This is a genomic window from Pseudomonas fluorescens (assembly GCF_018614775.1).
Lineage (GTDB): Bacteria > Pseudomonadota > Gammaproteobacteria > Pseudomonadales > Pseudomonadaceae > Aquipseudomonas > Aquipseudomonas fluorescens_BY.
The window spans coordinates 1-24151 of sequence record NZ_JAGGOF010000030.1 but is presented as its reverse complement, the minus strand read 5'-3'; the positions used below and the strand labels follow the sequence as shown (position 1 = coordinate 24151).

Genomic DNA, 24151 nt, shown 5'->3' with positions numbered 1-24151 from the left:
AACTCCCGGGGCAGACCCGGGGTCTGCCCTACATCCACGCCTATGAAGGAGATCGCTCATGGCCATGTTCCAACCGGGTCACCTGCACATGGAACGCCACGCGCTGAACAAGGACGATCACAGCTACAACCTGTGCATCGACTATGAGCTGGCGCAGGACCCGCAAGAAGGTCCTGGCATGTCATTCCGCCTGCACGGCACAGTGGAAGCGCACAGCGTCGACGAGACCTTCTTCCTGCCCAAGGACCAAGCCTTCGACTTCGCCCGCCATGCCACACGCATCGCCCAGAAATACGGCCTGCCCAAGAGCGCCAACATCGGGTCCATGCACGAGTATTACGACAAAATGTTCGAGGACGTACGCACGCAGCTCGACGTGAAGCCGGGTGACCCGATGAAGCCTGAACACCTGAAGTAACCAACCACTAAACACCACATCCCCCCTGTGGGAGCGAGCCTGCTCGCGATAGCGGTATATCAACCAATCGATGAGTTGACTGATCGACCGCTATCGCGAGCAGGCTCGCTCCCACAGGGATCCATCAGTGCCTTGAATATCGGGTTACTTGCAAACCCCGTCCCGCTGGCAACTCACCCGCGCTGGCCTATGCTGAAAGCAGTACCCCCGGGTATTCGTTCAGAGGTCATCGCCATGAACATCAGAACAAGAAGACGCCTCGCCATTTTCGTTACCTGCGCCGCCACGCTTGCGCTGTATGGCACGGCGGCCTACCGGGTCGAACAGGCCAGGCAAATGCCCCGCGAGTTCGCCAGCTGCAACCTGGAGCGCTGCATCCCGCACAATGCGAGCCTGAACGCCCTGCGCTGAGGCGGTTCAGTCGTCCTGCTGATCGGTCTTGAGCCGGTCCCGGAATGCCTTGGGCGAAATGCCGACGCGGCGGCGGAACAGGCGGGTGAAGTTGGTCGGGTCGGAAAACCCGAGCAGTTCGGAAATCTCGTAGATCGTCATGCCGGTGTAGGTCAGCAGCCGCTTGGCCTCCAGGAGCTGACGCTCGTGCATGATCTGCAACGCCGGCTGCCCCGCCAGCTCGCGGCAGGTGCCGTTGAGGTGGGACACGGAAATGCCCAGGCGATGGGCCAGGTCTTCGACCTTGACGTGCTGGCGGTAGGTTTCCTCCACCAACTGAATGAACCCGTTGAGGTACTCCCGCGCCCGCTGCGGGCGCTGGGTCTGGGTACGGCGTTGCATGACCTGGCGGCTGACCCAGACCATGATCACGCTGACCAGCGCATGCATCAGCATTTCCCGGGCCGGTTGATGGCCCATGTACTCACTCTGCAAGGCGCTGAACACACTGTTGAGGTACTCGCCGTTCTCGCCAGCCGGATAGCTTTCGGCCTGGGCCAGGACGTTGACCGAATGGCCCAGCTGCGATTGCAGGTGCGTCACCAACGGCGCCGCCAGGGTCACCACGTAACCGTCGACATCCTCGGAAAAGCGGAACCCATGCACCGACAACGGCGGCAGGATCTGCACCGTCGGCTCGTCGAGTTGCGTGCGCTGGCCTTCGATCTCCAGCTCCGCCCGACCCTTGAACACGAACAACAGCTGGCACAAGTCGGCGTGCCGATGGGGTTTGATTTCCCACTGGTATTCGCTGCTGCGCTTGGAAATGGTTTCACAGTGCAGCAGGTCCGGCGTCGGCCAATCCTGGCTCTCGCCATAGAGCTTGAACACCGGGATCGAAGGCAGCTCTGGTTTTTTCATGACTCGGATCCGGCCTGGGGTTGCGGGCGATAATCGCACCAATTGGCAAAAAGAACAGGTATCCGCTCAGTTTTCCCCTTCAATTGACAGGTCCGCAAGCGAAAAATGCAAGCACATAACAATCAGCACCGACCTCGGCCGCGTGCTTCGTGCGAGTCATGACAATAATGAAAACCCTCAAGACCCAAGTTGCCATTATCGGCGCCGGCCCCTCGGGCCTGTTGCTCGGCCAGTTGTTGCACAACGCCGGAATCAACACCGTCATTATCGAGCGCCAGGCCCCGGATTATGTGCTGGGCCGCATCCGCGCCGGCGTGCTGGAACAAGGCATGGTCGACCTGCTGCGCCAGGCCGGCGTCAGCCAACGCATGGACGCCGAAGGCCTGCCCCACGACGGCTTTGAGCTGGCACTCAACGAGCGTCGGGTGCACATCGACCTCAAGGGCCTGACCGGCGGCAAGAGCGTCATGATTTACGGCCAGACCGAAGTGACCCGCGACCTGATGGCCGCCCGCGAAGCCGCCGGCGCCCGGACGTTCTACCTGGCCAGTAACGCCCAACCCCACGACCTGCAGACCGACCAGCCCTTCGTGACCTTCGAGCACCAGGGTGACACCTGGCGCCTGGACTGCGACTACGTGGCCGGTTGCGATGGTTTCCACGGTGTGGCGCGACAATCGATCCCGGCGGACAAACTGAAGGTGTTCGAAAGGGTCTATCCGTTCGGCTGGCTTGGCGTGCTGGCCGACACCCCGCCGGTTCACGACGAATTGGTCTACGCCCGCCATCCCCACGGATTTGCGCTGTGCAGCATGCGCTCCAAGACCCGCAGCCGGTATTACCTGCAAGTGCCCGTCGAGGAACAACTGGCCGACTGGCCGGACGCGCGCTTCTGGGCCGAACTGAAGACCCGCCTGCCTGCCGACCTGGCCGAGGCACTGGTGACCGGCCCGTCCATTGAGAAGAGCATCGCGCCGCTGCGCAGTTTCGTCGTCGAGCCCATGCAGTACGGACGGATGTTCCTGGTGGGGGACGCGGCCCACATCGTCCCGCCCACCGGGGCCAAGGGCCTGAACCTGGCCGCCAGCGACGTCAGCACGCTGTTCAACATCCTGCTCAAGGTCTACCGCGACGGCCGTGTGGAGTTGCTGGAAAAATATTCCGCCATCTGCCTGCGGCGCATCTGGAAGGCAGAGCGGTTCTCCTGGTGGATGACCTCGATGCTGCACCGTTTCGATGACGACGCGTTCAACCAACGCATCAGTGAAGCGGAGCTGGAGTATTTCGTCGACTCCGAAGCCGGTCGAAAAACCATTGCGGAAAATTACGTCGGGCTTCCTTATGAGGCTATCGAATAGCCGGCTATCGATTTAAACTGCGGGCTTCGTCCCCTTCACCCTTCTGGCGTGACGCCCGCAGGTTTTGCCGTGACTCAGCTCGACACCCCGCAAGCCCCGAAGCCGGCCATCCGCAGCATCCTCGTCGCGCTGATGCTGGCGATTTTCCTCAGTGCCTTGGACCAGACCATCGTGGCCGTGTCGATGCCGGCCATTTCCGCGCAGTTCAAGGACGTCAGCCTGCTGGCCTGGGTGATCTCCGGCTACATGGTCGCCATGACCGTGGCGGTGCCGATCTACGGCAAGCTCGGCGACCTCTACGGGCGACGACCACTGATGCTGTTCGGCATGGGCCTGTTCACCCTGGCCTCGCTGTTCTGTGGCCTGGCGCAGAACATGGAGCAACTGGTGCTGGCGCGAATCGTCCAGGGCATCGGCGCCGGCGGCATGATCTCGGTGAGCCAGGCGATCATCGGCGACATCATCCCACCTCGCGAGCGGGGCCGGTACCAGGGTTATTTCAGCAGTATGTACGCCGTGGCCAGCGTGGCCGGCCCGGTGCTGGGTGGCTACATGACCGAATACCTGTCGTGGCGCTGGGTGTTCCTGATCAACCTGCCGCTGGGCCTGGGTGCCTGGTGGGTGGCCCGGCGCACCCTGGTCGGGCTGCCCGTGCCGCAACGCACGCCGATCATCGATTACCTGGGCACCGTGTTGCTGATCATCGGCCTGACGGCGTTGCTGCTGGGCATCACCCAGATCGGCCAGGGCCATGCCTGGCACAGCCGCGAAGTGCTCGGACTGCTGGGTTGCGCGGTGCTGGTCCTGGGCATTTTCGTCTGGCACGAACGCCGGGCCCGGGAACCGTTGCTGCCGATGCACCTGTTCGTCAACCGCAGCGCGGTGTTGTGCTGGTGCACGGTGTTCTTCACCAGTTTCCAGGCGATCTCGCTGACGGTGCTGGTGCCCCTGCGTTTTCAGAGCGTGACCGGCGCCGGCGCCGACAGCGCGGCGTTGCACCTGCTGCCGCTGGCGATGGGCCTGCCGATCGGGGCTTATTGCGCCGGGCGCCGGACCTCGGTCACCGGGCGCTACAAACCGATGATCCTCAGCGGTGCCCTGCTCTTTCCATTCGCCATCCTCGGCATGGCCTTCACCCCGCCCGACGCGTTCTGGCTCAGCAGTGTGTTCATGCTGCTCAGCGGCATCGCCTCGGGGATGCAGTTTCCGACGTCCCTGGTGGGCTCGCAGAACTCGGTGCAGCCACAGGACATCGGCGTCGCCACCAGCACCACCAACCTGTTCCGCTCCCTCGGCGGGGCGATGGGCGTGGCGTCGATGTCGGCGTTGCTGCTGGCGCTGTTGCAAGACTCAAGCCTGGCCCAACTCGCCGGTACGTCGCTGCTCGCTGAAGGTCATTCCGGCAACGTGTTGCTGGACGGCCTGAACGCCGCGCCGGGCGAGGCGCAGAACGCCTTGCGCCAGGAACTGCAGGCGACGTTCCGGCACCTGTTGCTGATCAGCGCAGCGGTATCGCTGCTGGGATTGGCGGCGGCGCTGGTGATGCCCAATCGCTTGCTGCGTGGGCGGGATGAAAAGGTCCACTAGCCAGAATGCACAAAAACCTGTGGCGAGGAATTTGTGGGAGCAAGCTTGCTCCCACAGATTGATCTCAGGCATTTGCCACAACGCCTTCGGGCAGCACCGCCTCACTCATCCCCTCCTTCATCCGCCTGGCATCGCGCACGAAACAGCGGGACGCCAGGAACAGGAAAACCATGGTCAGGAACAGCGCCACCGGGATCAGGTACATCGCATCGTGCAGGCCAATGGCCTTGAACGCTTCGGTCATCTGCGGGGCGCCGGCAACGGCCATGGCGGTGCGGGCAAAATAATCGGATAACCCGCCCACCACCACCGGCCCCAGGCCGCCACCGAGCAGGTACAGCCCGGCGAAGAACAGCGCCATCGCCGTGGCCCGCAGGCGCGGTTCGACCACGTCCTGGATCGCCGTGTACACGCAGGTATAGAAGTTATAGGCAAACAACCAGCCGACACTGAACACCGCGACGAACACACCGATTTCAATCCGCCCGGCATGCAGGGCCCACGCGGTGGTCACCGTCGAAACCACCAGGCTGAACGCGGCGAACAGCAGGCGACCGCTGGGCACCCGTTGATGGATCTTGTCGGCGACCCAGCCGCCGATGGTCAAGCCGAACAGGCCGGTCACGCCGACCATGATCCCGGTGGCCACCGCTGCATCAGGCAGCGACATCTGGAAGTAACGCTGCAGCATCGGCACCAGGAACGAATTGCACGCATAGGTGGCGAAGTTGAAACACAGCCCCGCCAACACCAGCCAGAGGAACGTCGGAATTGCCAGCACCCGCCGGATCGGCCGGTCGACCTTTTCCTGGGACACCTGGACGGTTTCCGCTGCGCCGCGCTTGGGTTCCTTGATGAAGAACATGAACAGCGCCAGCACCAACCCCGGCGCCGCCGCGATGAAGAACGGCGCGCGCCAGCTGTCGAAAGCCTTGACCATGGCCCCGATGGTGAAGAACGCCAGCAGCAGGCCGATCGGCAGGCCCAACATGAAAATGCCCATGGCGCGCGCCCGGCGGTGAGCCGGGAACAGGTCGCCGATCAGCGAGTTGGCGGCCGGCGCATAACTGGCCTCACCGATGCCGATGCCCATGCGCACCAGCAGGAACGCCCAGAAACTGCCCACCAGGCCATTGACCGCCGTCAACGCGCTCCAGGCCGCCAGGCCCCAGCCCATCAACTTGCTGCGCGAACCGGTATCGGCCATGCGCCCCAGGGGCAGCCCGGCGATGGCGTAGACGATGGTGAAGGCGGTGCCGATGATGCCGATCTGGAAGTCGCTGAGGCTCCACTCCATGCGGATCGGCTCGATGATGATCGCCGGGATGGTGCGGTCGAAGAAGTTGAACAGGTTGGCGAGGAACAGCAGGAACAGAATGCGCCAGGCATTCGCCGCTTGGGTCGAGTTCTGCATGGGTCCGTCTCTTTTATTGTTATGGGGCAACGGCGAGCATCCGAGCCCGGAACCTGCAATCTAGACAGCAGCGCGTGAGCTGTCTCCGATCATTCGCCAGGCTGATACCCATCCATGGCGCACGGCGGGTTGATTGATGGCGATCAAGTTCCTGTAACAATTGCCACCATTTTGCCCGTTCCTGGTTAAAGATCGTCGGACGATGGCCGATTCAACGGGACAGGAAAAGATTCTTCCAAGTGCAGTTCAGGCCGCAGTCCTGACCGCTTGGACCGACATTCGCGCCATCCAAGGACGCGAGCTCCCATCCGCTATGGTTTGATAACCGAGGTTGTCGAGCCGACCAGTTCAGGCATATGGCGCACAATGACTTCAAAAAAAACAGCCACTGCGGTATCCGATCTGACGCTGAGCCCAGCGGCCAACGGCCCTGAAACCTCAAGCCCAGTGAGCACCTCGCGTTCCTTGTCGAGCCAGCAGTATCTGTATTTCACCGAAACCAACACGGACCGCATCCTCGACAACCTCGATGGCCTGCGCGACGCCGTGTTCCCGCGCCCACCGCATCTGGTGGACGACGACAGCGAACGCGACCAGCAGGAATTCCCCTCGGTGTGCCTGATCGGCCTGGGACGTTGCGGCTCCAACATTGCCCTGGACGTGGCGGAACTGGTGTACAACGCCCGCAAGTTCTACCTCAACGAATTCAACGCCGAAGACAAGCACTACGACAAAGGCTACAGCCCTGCGCAGTGGATTCGTAACAACCTGCGACTGGGGACCAGCAAGGCGAGCAAACCGGTGTTCCTGGTGGAACCGCTGGTGATGCTGGGCGACCTGGACAAGGACATTGCCGGGCGCATCCGCTTCTCACGCAAGGGCGAGAAAAGCGGCTTCCTGCGCGACTACAGCAAAATGAAAATCATGGACCTGTCGGAAGTCCACGCCGGCGGCGCCGGTAACGCGCCGATTCTGGGCCAGTACCTGGCCAAGATCATCCTCAACAAGGACACCCAGCGCTTCTCCAGCCCCGACTGGAAAATGATCCACTCGTACCTGATCGACAGCTGCGGCATCAAGGCCAACCAGTCGCGCCTGTACTTCTCGATCTTCAGTGCCGGTGGCGGTACCGGTTCGGGCATGGCCTCGGAGTTCGGCCTGGCGCAGCAGTACTCGTACATGAACAAGACGTTCGACACCAAGCCGATGGACGAGCACGACAGCAAGAGCGGTCATTCCTTCGTCTTCGAACCGATCTTCACCAGCGGCATTTGCGTGCTGCCGAACATTTCCGACCATCGCAGCGAAATGTCCGAAGCGCTGCACATCAACGCCGGACGGCTGCTCTGTAAATACCTGTCGGAAGAATGGGATTTTTCGTACAACTTCGCCAATGAAGACAGCAGCGAAGCCAGCGTCATGGGCCGTATCCGCCCGTGGAACGCAATGATGCTGATCTCCAACGACATCATGCGCTACGCCGAGGAAAGCGACGACGGCAACATCCAGAACATCGACGTCAACGCCATGGAGAAGCACGCCAACCAGTACATTTCCCAGCAGATCTTCAACATCCTGACGGCCCAGGCGGTCACGACCGATTACGACCAGAACTATTTCCGGCGCGCCGGTATCGACATCGGCGAAACCATTCGCCTGGATGCCAACGACCTGTTCATGAGCCTGGCCGGCCCGGTGGCGATTGCCTACGCCGAATCCGTGGTCCCGGAAACGCCTGCACCGAGCGGCGACAAGTTCAAGGTGTTCGAAAAAGAACCACCGCGCCTGAACATCGACGACCTGTTCTTCCGCTCCATCGACCTGCCGCATTTCAACAAGGTCACCCAGGCCATTGAAGGCATCAGCCTGCTGCCGATCGAGTCCAAGCGCTACCGGGCGTCGCTGGAGCAGTACAAGAATTCCGGCTACGACGCGGCCGCCCTGCACGACCTGCACTTCTTCAAGAATTGCTCGTCAGTGGTCTCGATCGTTTCGTTGCCCAAGGACTACAAGCTGTCCTACATGGACCTGAACCGGCTCAAGACCCATCTCAACAGCCTGTTCCCCAACACCACGCTCAAGCGTTACGCGCTGGTGATCGGCGCGTCGGCCAACCTGTCGCTGACCACCCTGATCGCCAAGAGCCCGTGCCTGTCGGATGACTTCCTGACCCTGATCGTGGCGTTCATCAAACGCTGCTTTGCCCGCACCCCGTACCGCTTCGACGACACCCTGGACAACTCGATCCTGGACTTCATCATCAATGAAGACTTCGACGAAGAACGCATCGACGAATTGCTCAACGAGTTCGAGAACCCGGCGAAGATCCTCGACACGAACTGGTACGCCATCAAGCCGATGTACGAGAAGAAATACCGCGAGCTGATCAACGACAAGGAGAAGTTCGTCTCGATCAACGACATCCGCCTGTCCCGCGACTGCGTGAAGAAATCGATCAAGTACCTGCGCGAGATCTACCGTCACCGCATTGGCAAGACCAAGGTTATTTCGCTGAATAACCATACGGGCAAGTCTTATTGAGCCAGGCATAGCACCGCGTCGCCCCAATCGCGAGCAAGCCCGCTCCCACATTGAACTGCATCCTGCTGGATGGATGCGGTCCCCTGTGGGAGCGAGCCTGCTCGCGATAGCGGTCCTGAATCCGGCCACCCAAACAACATCCAGAAACAATTAAGCAGCCCAAAGGCTGCTCAATAAACTGTTCCCGTTACGTATACGTCACCCTGCCCTGTGGCGTTTCACCACGGCAGGATGCCATCACGCTACTCACCTACACACTTTTGTCCAGCCGAGACCAGGGTCCAAGTTGGTGCACCGATCAATTCGACGCCCTTTCCTGGGTCAATATCCAGGGCGAAACCACCACCGCCCAGAGCTGTGGATCGCGCTCCAGAAAATCCAGCGCCCGCGATTCAGACAGTTTGGCAAGCTGCCCGGCGCCCAGCCAGGCGGCGACTTTCTCGCCTTCGTCCTGGGCCACGGCCTCGGCTGCAGCGATCAAATCCAGTGCTGGGTCGACCCATAACAGGGCACCCTTGGCGAAGAACGGCTCCAGCTCCTTCCAGGTAATGGATGCGGTTTCACCAAGCAGCTTGGCATAGAGGGTGCTAGGTTCTTCATTCATGGGAGCTGTCCGGAAAAGAAATCGGCGCGAATGATAACGTCGGTGGTCCGGCAGAAAAACCCGGTAGCAATTGAAGTACCGATTGAAAAAGTGCAGCAGCGCCAGGGATTGCCGATTTGACCGGACAATCCCCGCCGCTATTCTGTCTTTTTCTTTCAATAAAGCGACACCCTCAGCTTTTGCCCCCAAGCGCCAGCTTCCCTTGCCAACAATCGGCGCTCTACACTGTACCGGTACAGTTGCCGGGGGCATTTTCCGCGAGGGTATCCAAGATATCTGACCCGGTTCTGCTGCTACGGCGCCAGGACTATAAAAACTACAACAGCATGAGTGGAGCACTATGACTAAGGCTACTAAGCAGATTTCCAAACTGTTTGCCGCTATGGTTCTGGCCGGGGTTGCCAGCCATTCGTTTGCCGCCGACACCATCAAGATCGGCATCGCCGGCCCGAAAACCGGCCCTGTAGCCCAATACGGCGACATGCAGTTCAGTGGTTCCAAAATGGCCATCGAGCAGATCAACGCCAAGGGCGGCGTGAACGGCAAGCAGCTCGTCGCCGTTGAATACGATGACGCCTGCGATCCGAAACAAGCCGTTGCCGTCGCGAACAAGGTCGTCAACGACGGCGTCAAGTTCGTGGTTGGCCACCTGTGCTCCAGCTCCACCCAGCCGGCTTCGGACATCTATGAAGACGAAGGCGTCGTCATGATCACCCCGGCTGCCACCAGCCCGGACATCACCGCTCGCGGCTACAAGATGATCTTCCGCACCATCGGCCTGGACAGCGCCCAGGGTCCTGCGGCCGGCAACTACATCGCCGACCACGTCAAGCCGAAGATCGTTGCGGTCCTGCACGACAAGCAGCAGTACGGCGAAGGCATCGCCAGCGCCGTGAAGAAAACCCTCGAAGCCAAAGGCGTGAAAGTGGCCGTCTTCGAAGGCGTGAACGCCGGCGACAAAGACTTCTCCTCGCTGATTGCCAAGCTCAAGCAAGCCAACGTCGACTTCGTCTACTACGGCGGCTACCACCCGGAGCTGGGCCTGATCCTGCGTCAATCCCAGGAAAAAGGCCTGAAAGCCAAGTTCATGGGGCCGGAAGGCGTGGGCAACGACTCCATCTCGCAGATCGCCAAGGAATCTTCCGAAGGCCTGCTGGTCACCCTGCCGAAGTCCTTCGATCAGGATCCTGCCAACGTCGCCCTGGCTGACGCCTTCAAGGCCAAGAAAGAAGACCCGAGCGGTCCGTTCGTGTTCCCGTCCTACTCGGCTGTTCAGGTGATCGCCCAGGCCATCACCGCTGCCAAGAGCGAAGACGCGGCCAAAGTGGCTGAAGCCATCCACGCCGGCACTTTCAAGACCCCGACCGGCGACCTGAGCTTCGACGCCAAGGGCGACCTGAAAGACTTCAAGTTCGTGGTCTACGAGTGGCATTTCGGCAAGCCTAAAACCGAAGCTTCGCCTCAGTAAGGCCTGGCCTGACTGACTGCCAACAAAGCCCACGGCGTGCCGTGGGCTTTGTTTTGAACGTATTGGGCCGCGCTGGCGTGATCCGCCAGTCTCCCCACCTGAAAATCTCAAAACCGTCATCAGCGGTTCGCTGGCCAACCTCGTGCTCGAAGTGGATGCAGATCCACGGGGCCGGGCGGGAAAATGACTCCACCAGTGAAATGCGTATCAGGTTTTTAGGAGCGCTGTAATGCCTGACATCTATCACTTCTTCCAGCAGCTGGTTAACGGCCTGACCGTTGGCAGCACGTATGCCCTGATCGCCATCGGCTATACGATGGTCTACGGCATCATTGGAATGATCAACTTCGCCCACGGCGAGGTGTACATGATCGGCTCCTATGTGGCGTTCATCGCCATCGCCGGGCTGACCATGATGGGACTCGACAGTGTCCCGCTGTTGATGACCGCGGCTTTCCTCGCGAGCATCGTGGTCACCAGTGCCTACGGCTACAGCATCGAGCGAATTGCCTACCGCCCCCTGCGCGGCAGCAACCGTCTGATCCCGCTGATCTCTGCCATCGGCATGTCGATCTTCCTGCAGAACACGGTTCTGCTCTCGCAAGACTCCAAGGACAAATCCATCCCCAACCTGATTCCGGGCAACTTTTCCATCGGGCCAGGTGGCGCACATGAAGTGCTGATTTCCTACATGCAAATCGTGGTGTTCGTGGTGACCCTGCTCGCCATGCTCGGCCTCACGCTGTTCATCTCCCGCTCCCGCCTGGGCCGCGCCTGCCGCGCCTGTGCCGAAGACATCAAGATGGCCAACCTGCTGGGCATCAACACCAACAACATCATCGCCCTGACCTTCGTCATCGGCGCGGCCCTGGCGGCCGTCGCGGCGGTGCTGTTGAGCATGCAATACGGTGTGATCAACCCCAACGCCGGTTTCCTCGTCGGCCTCAAGGCCTTCACCGCCGCGGTACTGGGCGGCATCGGCAGCATCCCCGGCGCCATGCTCGGCGGGCTGGTGCTGGGCGTAGCGGAAGCCTTTGGTGCCGACATCTTCGGCGACCAGTACAAAGACGTCGTGGCATTCGGCTTGTTGGTCCTGGTTCTGTTATTCCGGCCGACCGGCATCCTGGGCCGCCCGGAGGTTGAAAAAGTATGACTAGGCATCTCAAATCGGCGCTCTTCAGCGCCCTGCTGGTCTGGGCCGTGGCCTACCCGGTACTCGGTCTCAAACTGTCCATCGTCGGCATCAACCTGGAAGTGCACGGCACCAGCCCGACCACCCTGATGACCATCGCCGTGTGTTCGTTGTTGATGTTCCTGCGCGTGCTGTTCAGCACCCGGATCAGCGCGGCCTGGAAGTCGTCGCCGGGCCTGCCGCTGATCCCGGCCAAGGCCAGCCACTTCCTGACCCTGCCGACCACCCAGCGCTGGATCATCCTGGCCCTGATCGTCGCGGCGCTGGTGTGGCCGTTCTTCGGTTCCCGCGGTGCAGTAGACATCGCCACTCTGATCCTGATCTACGTGATGCTCGGCCTGGGCCTGAACATCGTGGTCGGCCTGGCCGGCTTGCTCGACCTGGGTTATGTCGGTTTCTACGCCGTCGGCGCCTACAGCTATGCCCTGCTGTCCCATTACTATGGCCTGAGCTTCTGGATCTGCCTGCCGATCGCCGGGATGATGGCTGCCACCTTCGGTTTCCTGCTGGGCTTCCCGGTGCTGCGCCTGCGCGGTGACTACCTGGCAATCGTGACCCTGGGTTTCGGCGAGATCATCCGTCTGTTCCTGCGCAACCTGACCGACATCACCGGCGGTCCGAACGGCATCAGCAACATCGAGAAGCCGACGTTCTTCGGCCTCACCTTCGAACGTAAAGCCGCCGAAGGCCTGCAGACCTTCCACGAGTACTTCGGCCTGGAATACAACTCGATCAACAAGGTGATTTTCCTCTACCTGGTTGCCTTGTTGCTGGCCCTGGCCGCGCTGTTCGTGATCAACCGCCTGCTGCGCATGCCGATCGGCCGCGCGTGGGAAGCGCTGCGCGAAGACGAGATTGCCTGCCGCGCCCTGGGTCTCAACCCGACCGTGATCAAGCTCTCGGCCTTCACCCTTGGCGCCGCGTTCGCCGGTTTTGCCGGCAGCTTCTTCGCCGCTCGCCAGGGCCTGGTGACGCCGGAGTCCTTCACCTTCATCGAGTCGGCGATCATTCTCGCCATCGTGGTACTGGGTGGGATGGGGTCGCAGTTGGGCGTCATCCTGGCCGCTGTCGTGATGATCCTGCTGCCCGAAATGATGCGCGAATTCAGCGAATACCGCATGTTGATGTTCGGCGCCCTGATGGTGCTGATGATGATCTGGCGTCCTCAAGGCCTGCTGCCTATGCAACGTCCGCACATGGAGCTGCGCAAATGAGCCGCGAGATCCTGAAAGTCGAAAACCTGAGCATGCGCTTCGGCGGCTTGCTGGCGGTCAATGGCGTGGCCCTGACCGTGAAAGAGAAACAAGTGGTTGCGTTGATCGGGCCCAACGGCGCGGGCAAGACCACCGTGTTCAACTGCCTGACCGGCTTCTACCAGCCCACCGGCGGCAGCATCCTGCTGGACGGCGAGCCGATCCAGGGCCTGCCGGGGCACAAGATCGCCCTCAAGGGCGTGGTGCGCACCTTCCAGAACGTGCGGCTGTTCAAGGACATGACGGCGATCGAGAACCTGTTGATTGCCCAGCACCGTCACCTGAACACCAACTTCTTTGCCGGCCTGTTCAAGACCCCGTCGTTCCGCAAGAGCGAGCGCGAAGCCATGGAGTACGCCGAGTACTGGCTGGAGAAGGTCAACCTCAAGGAGTTCGCCAACCGCACCGCCGGGACCCTGGCCTACGGTCAGCAACGGCGCCTGGAAATCGCCCGTTGCATGATGACTCGTCCGCGGATCCTCATGCTCGACGAACCGGCCGCCGGCCTGAACCCCAAGGAAACCGAAGACCTGAAGGCGCTGATCAGCATGCTGCGTGAGGAGCACAACGTCACCGTGCTGCTGATCGAACACGACATGAAACTGGTCATGAGCATCTCCGACCACATCGTCGTGATCAACCAGGGAACCCCCCTGGCCGACGGCACGCCGGAACAGATCCGCGACAATCCTGAAGTGATCAAAGCCTACCTGGGGGAAGCGTAAATGCTGCAGTTCGAAAACGTTTCCACCTTCTACGGCAAAATCCAGGCCCTGCACAGCGTCAACGTCGATGTCCGCCAGGGTGAGATCGTGACGCTGATCGGCGCCAACGGCGCCGGCAAGTCCACGCTGCTGATGACCCTCTGCGGTTCGCCTCAGGCCCGCAGCGGCAGCATCCGCTACATGGGCGAGGAACTGGTGGGCCAGGACTCTTCGCAGATCATGCGCAAGAGCATCGCGGTGGTGCCGGAAGGTCGTCGGGTGTTTGCCCGGCTGACCGTGGAAGAAAACCTTGCCATGGGCGGATTCTTCACCGACAAGGGCGACTATCAGGAACAGATGGACAAGGTCCTGCACCTTTTCCCACGCCTGAAAGAGCGTTTTACCCAACGCGGCGGCACCATGTCAGGCGGAGAACAGCAAATGCTCGCCATCGGCCGTGCGCTGATGAGCAAGCCCAAGCTGCTGCTGCTCGACGAGCCGTCCCTGGGCCTGGCCCCGATCATCATCCAGCAGATCTTCGACATCATCGAACAGCTGCGCAAGGATGGCGTGACGGTGTTCCTGGTGGAGCAGAACGCCAACCAGGCGCTGAAAATCGCCGACCGGGCGTACGTGTTGGAAAACGGTCGCGTGGTCATGCAAGGCACCGGCGAAGCCCTGCTGACCGATCCGAAGGTGCGCGAGGCGTATCTGGGCGGTTGAACCCTGTGGGAGCCGAGCTTGCTCGCGATGGCGGTAGACCAGTCGACGACATTGTTGGCTGGCCTGCCGCCATCGCGAGCAGGCTCGGCTCCCACAGAAATTTCAGTGTTCGAAAAAATTTTGCGAACCCGCTGTAACGCATCCCACCCCTCCCTCTCTAGTTCAGCAGACCGGCGCTAACGCCGGTTCACTTCCCAAGAACTGGAGAACCATCATGACTGCTACCACCCGCACCCTGTCCGCCTCCGCCCTGATCCTGGCCCTCGGTTCTGCACTGAGCATCGCCGTCGTTTCGACCGCCCACGCCGCTGACGACAACATGGAGAAATGCTTCGGCGTGGCCATGAAAGGACAAAACAACTGCGCCGCCGGCGCGGGCACCACCTGTGCCGGTACCGCCAAGATGGACTATCAGGGCAACGCCTGGAAACTCGTCCCGAAAGGCACTTGCATGACCACCATGAGCAAGACTTCGCCGACCGGCTTCGGTCAGCTTGAAGCCTTCAAAGCCAAGTCCTGATCCGCCGCCTGCCTGAGTGCCGATCATGATCACGTCTTGCCAACAGGCTTTTTCCGGTACTCAGGCCGCCAGCGCCGAGCTCCCGCCCCGCGCCGGGCTGGGGCTCAAGACCGGGCACTTCGAGGAAGTGCTCGGTTCAGGCCCGGACATCGGTTTCTTTGAAGTCCACGCCGAAAACTACATGGTGGCCGGCGGCCCGTTCCCTCATTTCCTTGGTTTGATCCGCGAACGCTATCCGCTGTCACTGCACGGCGTCGGCTTGTCCATCGGCGCTGAGGGCCCGCTGGATACCACGCATCTACAGCGTCTCGCCGAATTGATCGAACGCTATCAGCCCCAAGCTTTTTCCGAACACCTGGCCTGGTCGAGCCACGGCCCGGTGTTTCTCAATGACCTGCTGCCCCTGGCCTATGACACGCCGACGCTGAACCGCGTCTGCGAACATGTCCAGCAGGTGCAGGAAACCCTTGAACGCTCCATGCTGCTGGAAAACCCGGCGACCTACCTGGCGTTCCAACGCTCGACCTTCGATGAGGCGGATTTCATCCGCGAAGTCATTCGGCGCACGGGCTGTGGCCTGCTGCTGGACGTCAACAACCTCTACGTGTCCTGCATCAATCATCAACGCGATCCTCTGGCCTATCTCGACGCCCTGCCGCTGCACGCGGTGGGCGAGATTCATCTGGCCGGGTTTGCCGAAGATTCCGACAGCCTGGGGGACCGTCTGTTGATCGACGATCATGGCGCCCCCATCGACCAGGCGGTCTGGGCTTTGTACCGGCAGGTGCTGGAACGCATCGGCCCGATGGCAACCCTGATCGAGCGTGACAACCAGGTGCCCGCCTTCGACGTCCTGCTGGCCGAAGCCCAGCAGGCCGACATGAGCAACCAAGCCGCATTCGCCGCCGCCCTGCTCGACCCTCGCCAAGCGTGCCCGCCAGGTTTGTGCTGCGCCAACGGCGCGGACCCGGCGAGCCGCTTCGCCGTGTATCGCAACAACGTCCAGGGGTCACTGATCAACGCATTGGCAGACGGTTATCCGGTGGTTCGGCAACTGGTCGGTGATGCGTTCTTCCGGGCCATGGCGGGGGTGCATGTGCAAGCCTCTGCACCGCAAAGCCCACTGATGAATCGTTATGGCGAGGGCCTGGCCGACTTTATCGAAGGCTTCGGGCCGGCGTCTGCCGTGCCGTACCTGGCGGATGTCGCCCGGTTGGAAAGGCTGCGCACCGTGGCCTATCACGCCGCTGACGCACAGCCGCTGGGTCTTGAGCAGATCGCTGTGGCACTCACCGATCCGCACTCCCTGGACGACCTGTGCATAACGTTTCATCCATCCTTGCACCTGCTGGACTCAGCCTTCGCGGTCGTCGCAATCTGGGCCGCCCATCAAACGGGGGCGACGCTCGCCGACATCGACCCGAGCCAAGGGCAACACGCTCTGGTACTGCGCAACGGACTCGACGTTGAAGTGTTCGCCCTCGACCCAGGCGCCTGCACTTTTATCCGCCACCTGCAGAACGGCCAACCCTTGGGTCAGGCACTGGCCTGCGCGCCCGCCTTTGACATCGAACATACCCTGGCGCTGCTGATCAGCCACAGCGCTATTACTGGCTTGCATCACGACAAGGTATTGCCATGAACAATCCCGTCACCCGCGCTGTTGCCCTGCTGGAGAACATCCCCCACAGCCTGATTGCCTTCGTCGCGCGGTTTTCCATTGCGGCGGTGTTCTGGAAGTCCGGGCAGACCAAGGTCGAAGGCCTGGCCATCGACCTGATCGACGGCACCTTTCAGCTCGGTTGGCCGCATCTGGCCGACTCGACCGTGCCGTTGTTCAGGAGCGAATACCATGTGCCCCTGTTGTCAGCGGACGTTGCCGCGCACCTGGCGGCGTTCGCCGAACATTTCTTTCCGGTGCTGATCCTGCTCGGCTTCGCCACGCGGTTTTCGGCATTGGCGCTGTTGGGCATGACCCTGACCATCCAGACGTTCGTCTACCCCGACGCCTACCCGACCCATGGCACTTGGGCAGCCGTGTTGCTTTACCTGATGGCCCGCGGACCGGGAGTGCTCTCCATCGACCATCTGATCGCTCGGCGCTGGAAATAATGGTCACTGCTGGAGGCGGTCCAGCGCCTCGCCGCTGCGCTTGAACCAATCGATCAGATAGTCCGCCAGCACCTGGGTGCGCTTGGGCAGGCCGCCCTGGTACGGGTGCACCAGGTACATCGGCATGCGCCGGGTCTGAAAGTCCCGCAGGATATGGCGCAGGCGCCCGTCAGCCAATTCTTCATGCAGCAGGTACGACGGCAGCCGGGCGATTCCGGCACCGGCCAGGGCGGCTTTTTTCAACAAGCTGTAGTGGTTGCTGGCAAACGGTCCGGACACCCGGACCCGCAGCAGTTCGTGCTGCTGGTGATACAGCCACTCTTCCCGGCCGCTGTAGTGGCTGTTGAGCAGGCAGCGATGTTCCGCCAGGGCGTGGGGGCTGTCCGGCTCGCCATAGTGTTCGAGATAGGCCGGGCTGGCGCAGGTCATCTCATGCCACGCCAACAACGGTCGGGCCACCAGTCGCTCATCGACGGCGGCGTCGGAACGGATCGCCAGGTCGAAGCCTTCACGGGTCAGGTCGCGGTAACCGTTGCTGAGCTCCAGTTCGATCTGCACGTCGGGATAGGCGCGTGCGAACTCCACCAGCAAACCTTCAAAGAAGGTTTCGCCCAACGACACCGGAACCGTCATACGCACAGGGCCGGCAATGTCATCCTTCAACCGGGCCAATGCCTGACGCGCCCTTTCCACCTGCACCAGCAGCGCCTGGGCCTGGGGCAACAACGCCGCCCCCGCCGCCGTAAGGCTCAAGCGCCGCGTGGTGCGCTGTAGCAAGACCACACTGAAGCGACTTTCCAGCAAGCTGATGCGCTTGGACAACTGGCCCTTGCTGCAGCCCAACTGCTGGGCCGCCAACGTGAAGCTGCCGGCTTCCATCAACACGGCGAACGCCGCCAGATCATCCATCTCGCTCATTGGACTGTTTCCAATTGAAAACCAAAGGTTGCCTATTAGCACGATTATCAACAGAAAGAACCTCTCTAGACTGCAATCTCGTCCAACCTATTGAGGAACACCTGATGAAAATCCTGTTGATCGGCGCCCACGGCACCATCGGTTCAGCCATTGATCACGAACTGTCGCCCCGCCACGACATCATCCGGATCGGTCGCAACAGCGGCGAACTGCACGTGGACATCAGCGACAGCGCCTCGATCCGCGCCCTGTTCGAGAAGACCGGACGCTTTGACGCCCTGGTGTGCGCAGCCGGTAATGTCACCTTTGCGCCATTGAGCGACATGACCGGAGAAAGTTTTGCCCTGGGTTTGAAAGACAAACTGATGGGCCAGGTCAACCTGTTGCTGATCGGTCGAGAATTCGCCAACGACGGCGCCTCCTTCACCTTCACCACAGGCGTGCTCAGCCACGATCCGATCAAGAGCGGCGCCTCGGCAGCCCTGGTCAACGGCGCCCTGGACAGTTTCGTCCGGGCGGCGGCCATCGAGTTGCCACGGGGCTTGCGCGTCAACTCGGTGAGCCCGAACGTGCTGCTGGAGGCGATGGATAAGTACGCCCCTTACTTCCGTGGCTACAAACCAGTGCCTGCCGCCGAGGTGGCATTGGCCTACGCCAAAAGCGTTGAAGGCCTACAGACCGGTCAGATCTTTCATGTAGGTTGAAGAGCACCTTGCCTACGCTCCTGCTTGTGATGCGGGACCAGTCTGAGTAACGTGGCGGCACCTGTCTGGAGACCCAACGATGCGTGCCGCCCGCTCCCTGCTGTTTATCGCCCTCCTGCCGCTGTTCGCCGGCTGCCAACTGCTTGATGCACCGCGTCAGAGCGTTTCCCACGCAGGACAAACGCGTATGCAGGGAGAGCTGACAGCGGTCGACGGCAAGCTGCTGTTCCAGCCGTGCCAGGAACAGCGTCGCTACATCGTCAATGACAGTGGCAGCACCAGCGTGCTGCAGCAGGCTGCCACCTTGGCCGACGACCAGGGCAAGCTGTTTGCCGATGTGCGAGGCCGTATCGTTTCCAGCGCAGCGGCCGGTAACGACAGCCAGTTGGATCTGGCGCAGTTGTATCGCCTGGAGCGCTCAAGCGGTGCATGTGGCGACGCCAACTTCAAGCGACTGGTCTTGCGCGCCGCCGGGCACGGTCCCGAGTGGAGCCTCAATGCCAGCGGCAAGGGCATGGTGCTGGAGCGTGAAGGCCAGCCGACGCTGGCAGTGCCTTACCTCGAAGAACAATTGGGCGACGGCCGCTTCAACCTCAGCACCGAAGCCAACGGCCAGAAGGTCGAACTCTGGGTCGCACCCCAGCGTTGTGTCGACAGCGTCACCGGCAGCGTGCAGCACATGAGCGCCGAAGTGCGGGTCAACGGCCAGGTTCAGCGCGGCTGCGCCTATTTCGGTGGTGCTCGCGACGACTGATTCACCATGGCGGAGGTTTGCAGCTTATAATCGCCGGTTTGAAGAACGCCCTGGCGCAGTTGTGCGCCCCGCGAACCGGATCCCACCATGTTACGAATCACCGAACTCAAGCTGCCGATCGATCATCCCGAGGAAGACCTGCGCCCCGCCATCGTGCAGCGCCTGGGCATCGCCAGCGATGACCTGCTCGACTTCACCCTGTTCAAGCGCAGCTACGACGCCCGCAAGAAATCTTCCGAGTTGTGCTTCATCTACACCATCGACCTGACGGTGCGCGACGAAGCCAGCCTGCTGCGCAAGTTCGCCGATGACCGTAACGTCAACGAAGCCCCGGATATCAGCTACAAGGTAGTGGGCCAGGCACCGGACGAACTGAGCGAGCGGCCGATCGTGGTCGGTTTCGGTCCGTGCGGGATCTTCGCCGCACTGTTGCTGGCACAGATGGGCTTCAAGCCGATCATCCTCGAACGCGGCCCGGAAGTGCGCCAACGCACCAAGGACACCTGGGGCCTGTGGCGTAAAAGCGTGCTCAACCCCGAATCCAACGTGCAGTTCGGCGAAGGCGGTGCGGGGACGTTCTCCGACGGCAAGCTCTACAGCCAGATCAAGGATCCGAAGTTCCTCGGTCGCAAGGTCCTGCACGAATTCGTCAAGGCCGGCGCACCGGAAGAAATTCTCTACGTCAGCAAGCCGCACATCGGTACGTTCAGGCTGACTGGCGTGGTGGAAAACATGCGCGAGGAAATCCGCGCCCTGGGCGGCGAAGTGCGCTTCCAGCAACGGGTCACGGACGTGCTGATCGAAGACGGCCAGTTGGTCGGCGTCGAACTGGCCGGCGGTGAACGCATCCACTCCAGGCACGTCATCCTGGCCCTGGGCCACAGCGCCCGGGACACCTTCCGCATGCTCCACAGCCGCGGCGTGTACATGGAAGCCAAGCCGTTCTCGGTGGGTTTCCGTATCGAACACCCGCAGTCACTGATCGACAGCGCGCGTCTGGGCAAGTATGCCGGGCACCCGAAGCTCGGCGCCGCCGACTACAAACTGGTGCACCACGCCAGCAACGGACGCTCGGTCTACAGCTTCTGCATGTGCCCGGGTGGCACCGTGGTGGCCGCCACGTCCGAACCGAATCGCGTCGTGACCAATGGCATGAGCCAATACTCACGCAATGAGCGCAACGCCAACTCCGGCATCGTCGTCGGCATCACCCCGGACGTGGACTATCCGGGCGGCCCGCTGGCCGGGATCGAGTTGCAGGAGCGCCTGGAATCCCACGCGTTCGTGCTCGGCGGCAGCAACTACGAAGCGCCGGCGCAACTGGTTGGCGATTTCATCGCCGGCAAGCCGTCGACGACACTGGGCAGCGTCGAACCTTCCTACAAGCCTGGGGTTTCCCTGGGCGACCTGGCCCTGGCCCTGCCGGACTTCGCCATCGAAGCCATCCGCGAAGCCCTGCCGGCATTCGAGAAACAGATCCGCGGCTATTCGCTGCACGATGCTGTGCTGACCGGGATCGAAACCCGCACCTCGTCGCCCCTGCGAATCACCCGCGACGAATCGCTGCAGAGCCTGAACGTGAAAGGCCTGTTCCCGGCGGGTGAAGGCGCCGGCTACGCGGGCGGCATCCTCTCGGCGGGCGTGGACGGGATCCGGATTGCCGAGGCCGTGGCGCGGGATATTCTTGGCCTGGAGGCCTGACCCGCACCTACCTGTGGGAGCGGGCTTGCTCGCGAATACGGTGTGTCAGCGACATTTTCGTTAACTGGCACACCGCATTCGCGAGCAAGCCCGCTCCCACAGGGGCCCAGGTGTCCTCATGTTCAGATATTGGCCCGCAACACGCTCTCCGGCAGCGGCTCGCCCCGCTCCACACTCGCCGCCACGACGTCCATCAGCCCACTCAGCTCATACCCTTGAGCCTTGAGCCACGCCGGGTCGTAATAAGTCGTCGCATAGCGCTCGCCACCGTCGCACAAGATCGCCACGATCGACCCCGCCTCGCCGGCTTGCACCATCTGCCGCGCGGCGATCAGCGCGCCGATCAGGTTGGTGCCGCTGGAGCCACCGACCCGGCGCCCCAGGCGCTGGGCCAAGTAGTGCATGGCTGCCAGCGACAAGGCGTCCGGGACCTTGACCATCGCATCGATGACCTTCGGCAAAAAAGACGCCTCGACCCGTGGCCGACCGATGCCCTCGATGCGCGAGCCACAATCCAGACGCAGGCTGGCATCGCCATTGCGGTAGTAGTCGAAGAACACCGAACGCTCGGCATCGGCGCACAGCACCCGCGTGCCGTGCTGGCGATACCGCACGTAGCGACCCAGGGTGGCCGTGGTGCCACCAGTGCCGGGGCTGGAAATCAGCCAGCTCGGCTCCGGGTAATGCTCGAAGCGCATCTGCTGGAAGATCGATTCGGCAATGTTGTTATTGGCCCGCCAGTCCGTCGCGCGCTCGGCGTAGGTGAACTGGTCGATGAAATGCCCGTCGTGCTCCTGGGCCAGGCGTTCGGATTCGGCGTAGATCCGCGTAGGATCGTCCACCAGATGGCTCTGGCCGCCGTAGAAAGCGATCTGTGCGATTTTTTCCCTGGAGGTGGTCGCCGGCATCACCGCAATAAAGGGCAGCCCCAGCAACCTGGCGAAGTACGCCTCGGAAATCGCCGTCGAACCGCTCGACGCTTCGATCACCGGCGCGCCGGGCTTGAGCCAGCCGTTACACAACGCATAGAGAAACAACGAGCGAGCCAGCCGATGCTTGAGGCTGCCAGTGGGGTGGCTGGATTCGTCCTTGAAGTACAGTTCGATACCTGGCAGGCCAGGCAACGGCAGCGGGATAAGATGGGTATCGGCGCTGCGCTGGAAGTCGGCTTCAATGATGCGGATCGCTTCGCGCGCCCACTGGCGGTGGTCGTTCATGGTGTTTTCTCACTGGATCGGGTCGACACGGGGGAAATCTCGCGGTCTTGCCAGTACGGGATGGATTCGGAAAAACCAGGCGCCAGCTTAGGAAAAAACCGACATCGCGCACAGGTACAGCTAAGGTCCAATATGGCCGGTAACTGCCTGGGCAATTGTGCCAGCGTCGTAACGACATATAACAAAAAAGAATATAACTTTTGTTTTACGATCTAACCGTTCGGGTTAGGGTGTGCCATCTTTTGATTCAACACTTGGAGAGCAACCTTGGCTCTACGTAATTCTCTGATGCGTTTTTTCCAGCTGGAAGCCGCCAGCGGCCTGTTGCTGATCGCCGCCGCCGTGCTGGCCCTGGTGATCAACAACTCACCGCTGTCCTGGCTGTACAACGGCCTGCTGGACACCCCCGTGGTCGCCCAGGTCGGCTCGCTGAAGATCGCCAAGCCCTTGCTGTTGTGGATCAACGACGGGCTGATGGCCCTGTTCTTCCTCCTCATCGGCCTCGAAGTCAAACGCGAGGTGCTCGACGGGCAGCTGTCGCAGCCTTCGCAAATCGTCCTGCCCGGCGCGGCGGCGATTGGCGGCATGCTGGTCCCGGCGCTGATCTATTGGTTCCTCAACCGGGATAACCCGGCCGCCCTCGCCGGTTGGGCGATTCCGACAGCCACCGACATCGCCTTTGCCCTCGGTGTGCTGGCCCTGCTGGGCAAGCGCGTACCGGTGTCGCTCAAGCTGTTCCTGATGACCCTGGCGATCATTGACGACCTTGGCGCCATTATCATCATTGCGATCTTCTACTCCGGCGCCCTGTCCACCCTGTCGCTGACGCTTGCAGCCGGCTGCATCGCCGTGCTGGTGGCGATGAACCGGATGGGCGTGGTCAAGCTCGGGCCATACATGGTCGTCGGCCTGATTCTCTGGGTCTGCGTGCTCAAGAGCGGTGTCCACGCCACCCTGGCCGGGGTGACCCTGGCATTCTGCATCCCGCTGCGCACGAAAAACGCCGAGACCTCCCCGCTGCTGACCCTGGAACATGCCCTGCATCCTTGGGTGGCCTACGGCATCCTGCCGCTGTTCGCCTTCGCCAACGCGGGCCTGTCCCTGAGTGGTGTGACGATCGAAAGCTTTACCCATCACGTACCGATGGGCATCGCCATCGGCCTGTTGCTGGGCAAGACTGTCGGCGTCCTTGGCCTGACGTGGCTGGCCGTGAAAATCGGCATCGCCAGCCTGCCCGTCGGCGCCAACTGGGGCCAGGTATTGGGGGTGGCGATTCTGTGCGGCATCGGCTTTACCATGAGCCTGTTTGTCGGCTCCCTGGCGTTCGAGCCTGGCGTCAGTGATTACGCGGGCATGGATCGAATGGGGATTCTCACCGGCTCGATCCTGGCGGCGTTGTTGGGTTATGCGGTGACGGCGGCGGCCAGTCGCAGGTCGGCTGCGTTGGTGTCCTGATCTGGGTCTGTTGGTGGTTGGTGTGTATATCCGTTGCTGCGGTAACGGCTGCTTAGGGTTCCGCCCTTACGGCGGGTCACTTTTGGAAGAGCGCCAAAAGTAACCCAAAGCGCTTTGCCCCACCACTCGGTGCCTCGCCTAGGCTCGGCATGCCTGAACGAAGGCATTGCTCCGTGGGCCGCCGCGAAGGGCCATCC

The 24151-nt window shown here is 61.8% G+C and carries 22 protein-coding genes and 1 pseudogene; 18 read left to right on the top strand and 5 right to left on the bottom strand.

From position 1 onward, the window contains the following. Window positions 1–58: 58 nt before the first annotated feature. The gene (locus J7E36_RS08660) at window positions 59–418 is read left to right on the top strand and encodes a DUF5064 family protein (protein WP_215001865.1); all 360 of its coding nucleotides are present in this window, start codon (window positions 59–61) and stop codon (window positions 416–418) included. A gap of 234 nt (window positions 419–652) precedes the next feature. Continuing rightward, window positions 653–829, top strand: coding sequence for a hypothetical protein (locus J7E36_RS08655; protein ID WP_215001863.1), 177 nt, complete (start codon window positions 653–655; stop codon window positions 827–829). 6 nt (window positions 830–835) lie between these two features. Here J7E36_RS08655 and J7E36_RS08650 read toward each other — a convergent pair whose 3' ends face one another. Further along, on the bottom strand, window positions 836–1729 hold the full coding sequence (locus J7E36_RS08650) for a helix-turn-helix domain-containing protein (protein WP_215001861.1): 894 nt from the start codon (window positions 1727–1729) through the stop codon (window positions 836–838). Window positions 1730–1896: 167 nt separating this feature from the next. On the opposite strand from J7E36_RS08650, the gene pobA reads away from it, so the two are divergent. Both pobA and J7E36_RS08640 read left to right on the top strand, forming a co-directional pair. Beyond that, on the top strand, window positions 1897–3087 hold the full coding sequence (gene pobA, locus J7E36_RS08645) for a 4-hydroxybenzoate 3-monooxygenase (RefSeq protein WP_215001890.1): 1191 nt from the start codon (window positions 1897–1899) through the stop codon (window positions 3085–3087). A gap of 69 nt (window positions 3088–3156) precedes the next feature. Next, window positions 3157–4674, top strand: coding sequence for an MDR family MFS transporter (locus J7E36_RS08640; RefSeq protein ID WP_215001859.1), 1518 nt, complete (start codon window positions 3157–3159; stop codon window positions 4672–4674). Between the two features lie 64 nt (window positions 4675–4738). Here the strand turns inward: J7E36_RS08640 and J7E36_RS08635 are convergent, their stop codons facing one another. Then, on the bottom strand, window positions 4739–6088 hold the full coding sequence (locus J7E36_RS08635; protein ID WP_215001857.1) for a spinster family MFS transporter: 1350 nt from the start codon (window positions 6086–6088) through the stop codon (window positions 4739–4741). Window positions 6089–6454: 366 nt separating this feature from the next. On the opposite strand from J7E36_RS08635, the gene J7E36_RS08630 reads away from it, so the two are divergent. Continuing rightward, the gene (locus J7E36_RS08630; RefSeq protein WP_215001855.1) at window positions 6455–8629 is read left to right on the top strand and encodes a hypothetical protein; all 2175 of its coding nucleotides are present in this window, start codon (window positions 6455–6457) and stop codon (window positions 8627–8629) included. 298 nt (window positions 8630–8927) lie between these two features. Here the strand turns inward: J7E36_RS08630 and J7E36_RS08625 are convergent, their stop codons facing one another. Further along, the gene (locus J7E36_RS08625) at window positions 8928–9233 is read right to left on the bottom strand and encodes a DUF2288 domain-containing protein (protein ID WP_215001853.1); all 306 of its coding nucleotides are present in this window, start codon (window positions 9231–9233) and stop codon (window positions 8928–8930) included. A gap of 340 nt (window positions 9234–9573) precedes the next feature. Here J7E36_RS08625 and J7E36_RS08620 point away from each other — a divergent pair, with 340 nt between their 5' ends. From J7E36_RS08620 to J7E36_RS08580, 9 genes and pseudogenes are all read left to right on the top strand, one after another. After that, the gene (locus tag J7E36_RS08620) at window positions 9574–10701 is read left to right on the top strand and encodes a branched-chain amino acid ABC transporter substrate-binding protein (protein ID WP_215001851.1); all 1128 of its coding nucleotides are present in this window, start codon (window positions 9574–9576) and stop codon (window positions 10699–10701) included. A 229-nt stretch (window positions 10702–10930) separates the two neighbouring features. Continuing rightward, window positions 10931–11854 carry a high-affinity branched-chain amino acid ABC transporter permease LivH gene (livH, locus tag J7E36_RS08615; protein ID WP_215001849.1) on the top strand — a complete coding sequence of 308 codons (924 nt, stop codon included), beginning with the start codon at window positions 10931–10933 and terminating at the stop codon, window positions 11852–11854. Then, window positions 11851–13107: a high-affinity branched-chain amino acid ABC transporter permease LivM gene (locus J7E36_RS08610; protein WP_215001847.1), complete on the top strand. Its 1257-nt coding sequence runs from the start codon at window positions 11851–11853 to the stop codon at window positions 13105–13107. The genes livH and J7E36_RS08610 overlap by 4 nt, the downstream gene beginning before the upstream one ends. Next, window positions 13104–13871: a high-affinity branched-chain amino acid ABC transporter ATP-binding protein LivG gene (livG, locus tag J7E36_RS08605; protein WP_215001845.1), complete on the top strand. Its 768-nt coding sequence runs from the start codon at window positions 13104–13106 to the stop codon at window positions 13869–13871. Before J7E36_RS08610 ends, livG begins: the two co-directional genes overlap by 4 nt. Beyond that, a complete protein-coding gene (locus J7E36_RS08600; protein ID WP_215001843.1) occupies window positions 13872–14573 on the top strand; it encodes an ABC transporter ATP-binding protein in 702 nt (233 codons plus the stop codon). Window positions 14574–14787: 214 nt separating this feature from the next. Then, window positions 14788–15093, top strand: a complete 306-nt coding sequence (locus J7E36_RS08595) for a BufA1 family periplasmic bufferin-type metallophore (protein WP_215001841.1) — start codon at window positions 14788–14790, stop codon at window positions 15091–15093. A gap of 25 nt (window positions 15094–15118) precedes the next feature. Further along, a pseudogene (bufB, locus tag J7E36_RS08590) lies at window positions 15119–15973 on the top strand (MNIO family bufferin maturase); the annotation flags it as partial. Next, window positions 15974–16735 (top strand): HvfC/BufC N-terminal domain-containing protein, encoded by a 762-nt coding sequence (locus J7E36_RS08585; protein ID WP_215001888.1) that lies wholly within the window; start codon window positions 15974–15976, stop codon window positions 16733–16735. It begins immediately after the preceding pseudogene. Further along, window positions 16732–17205, top strand: coding sequence for a DoxX family protein (locus tag J7E36_RS08580; protein WP_215001838.1), 474 nt, complete (start codon window positions 16732–16734; stop codon window positions 17203–17205). Before J7E36_RS08585 ends, J7E36_RS08580 begins: the two co-directional genes overlap by 4 nt. A 3-nt stretch (window positions 17206–17208) precedes the next feature. Here J7E36_RS08580 and J7E36_RS08575 read toward each other — a convergent pair whose 3' ends face one another. Further along, window positions 17209–18123: a LysR family transcriptional regulator gene (locus J7E36_RS08575; protein ID WP_215001836.1), complete on the bottom strand. Its 915-nt coding sequence runs from the start codon at window positions 18121–18123 to the stop codon at window positions 17209–17211. 104 nt (window positions 18124–18227) lie between these two features. On the opposite strand from J7E36_RS08575, the gene J7E36_RS08570 reads away from it, so the two are divergent. The 3 genes from J7E36_RS08570 (at window position 18228) to J7E36_RS08560 (ending at window position 21282) form a co-directional block, all read left to right on the top strand. Beyond that, window positions 18228–18827, top strand: a complete 600-nt coding sequence (locus J7E36_RS08570) for a short chain dehydrogenase (RefSeq protein ID WP_215001834.1) — start codon at window positions 18228–18230, stop codon at window positions 18825–18827. Between the two features lie 79 nt (window positions 18828–18906). After that, entirely contained in the window at window positions 18907–19581 is a 675-nt protein-coding gene (locus J7E36_RS08565) for a COG3650 family protein (RefSeq protein WP_215001832.1), read from the top strand. 87 nt (window positions 19582–19668) lie between these two features. After that, window positions 19669–21282 (top strand): NAD(P)/FAD-dependent oxidoreductase, encoded by a 1614-nt coding sequence (locus J7E36_RS08560; RefSeq protein ID WP_215001830.1) that lies wholly within the window; start codon window positions 19669–19671, stop codon window positions 21280–21282. 122 nt (window positions 21283–21404) lie between these two features. On the opposite strand, the gene J7E36_RS08555 is transcribed toward J7E36_RS08560, so the two are convergent. Further along, window positions 21405–22499, bottom strand: a complete 1095-nt coding sequence (locus J7E36_RS08555) for a PLP-dependent cysteine synthase family protein (protein WP_215001828.1) — start codon at window positions 22497–22499, stop codon at window positions 21405–21407. 288 nt (window positions 22500–22787) lie between these two features. Between J7E36_RS08555 and nhaA the strand changes: the two genes are divergently transcribed. Then, entirely contained in the window at window positions 22788–23954 is a 1167-nt protein-coding gene (nhaA, locus tag J7E36_RS08550; protein ID WP_435304163.1) for a Na+/H+ antiporter NhaA, read from the top strand. Window positions 23955–24151 lie beyond the last annotated feature (197 nt).

Excerpts from the sequence above, each read along its gene's own strand:
- J7E36_RS08600 (WP_215001843.1), top strand. The coding sequence starts at position 13,872 with ATGCTGCAGTTCGAAAACGTTTCCACCTTCTACGGCAAAATCCAGGCC.
- nhaA (WP_435304163.1), top strand. The coding sequence starts at position 22,788 with ATGCGTTTTTTCCAGCTGGAAGCCGCCAGCGGCCTGTTGCTGATCGCC.
- J7E36_RS08570 (WP_215001834.1), top strand. The coding sequence starts at position 18,228 with ATGAAAATCCTGTTGATCGGCGCCCACGGCACCATCGGTTCAGCCATT.
- J7E36_RS08620 (WP_215001851.1), top strand. The coding sequence starts at position 9,574 with ATGACTAAGGCTACTAAGCAGATTTCCAAACTGTTTGCCGCTATGGTT.
- J7E36_RS08585 (WP_215001888.1), top strand. The coding sequence starts at position 15,974 with ATGAGCAACCAAGCCGCATTCGCCGCCGCCCTGCTCGACCCTCGCCAA.
- J7E36_RS08660 (WP_215001865.1), top strand. The coding sequence starts at position 59 with ATGGCCATGTTCCAACCGGGTCACCTGCACATGGAACGCCACGCGCTG.
- J7E36_RS08655 (WP_215001863.1), top strand. The coding sequence starts at position 653 with ATGAACATCAGAACAAGAAGACGCCTCGCCATTTTCGTTACCTGCGCC.
- livG (WP_215001845.1), top strand. The coding sequence starts at position 13,104 with ATGAGCCGCGAGATCCTGAAAGTCGAAAACCTGAGCATGCGCTTCGGC.
- J7E36_RS08595 (WP_215001841.1), top strand. The coding sequence starts at position 14,788 with ATGACTGCTACCACCCGCACCCTGTCCGCCTCCGCCCTGATCCTGGCC.
- J7E36_RS08555 (WP_215001828.1), bottom strand. The coding sequence starts at position 22,499 with ATGAACGACCACCGCCAGTGGGCGCGCGAAGCGATCCGCATCATTGAA.
- J7E36_RS08650 (WP_215001861.1), bottom strand. The coding sequence starts at position 1,729 with ATGAAAAAACCAGAGCTGCCTTCGATCCCGGTGTTCAAGCTCTATGGC.
- J7E36_RS08610 (WP_215001847.1), top strand. The coding sequence starts at position 11,851 with ATGACTAGGCATCTCAAATCGGCGCTCTTCAGCGCCCTGCTGGTCTGG.
- livH (WP_215001849.1), top strand. The coding sequence starts at position 10,931 with ATGCCTGACATCTATCACTTCTTCCAGCAGCTGGTTAACGGCCTGACC.
- J7E36_RS08565 (WP_215001832.1), top strand. The coding sequence starts at position 18,907 with ATGCGTGCCGCCCGCTCCCTGCTGTTTATCGCCCTCCTGCCGCTGTTC.
- J7E36_RS08635 (WP_215001857.1), bottom strand. The coding sequence starts at position 6,088 with ATGCAGAACTCGACCCAAGCGGCGAATGCCTGGCGCATTCTGTTCCTG.
- J7E36_RS08560 (WP_215001830.1), top strand. The coding sequence starts at position 19,669 with ATGTTACGAATCACCGAACTCAAGCTGCCGATCGATCATCCCGAGGAA.
- J7E36_RS08630 (WP_215001855.1), top strand. The coding sequence starts at position 6,455 with ATGACTTCAAAAAAAACAGCCACTGCGGTATCCGATCTGACGCTGAGC.
- pobA (WP_215001890.1), top strand. The coding sequence starts at position 1,897 with ATGAAAACCCTCAAGACCCAAGTTGCCATTATCGGCGCCGGCCCCTCG.
- J7E36_RS08580 (WP_215001838.1), top strand. The coding sequence starts at position 16,732 with ATGAACAATCCCGTCACCCGCGCTGTTGCCCTGCTGGAGAACATCCCC.
- J7E36_RS08625 (WP_215001853.1), bottom strand. The coding sequence starts at position 9,233 with ATGAATGAAGAACCTAGCACCCTCTATGCCAAGCTGCTTGGTGAAACC.
- J7E36_RS08575 (WP_215001836.1), bottom strand. The coding sequence starts at position 18,123 with ATGAGCGAGATGGATGATCTGGCGGCGTTCGCCGTGTTGATGGAAGCC.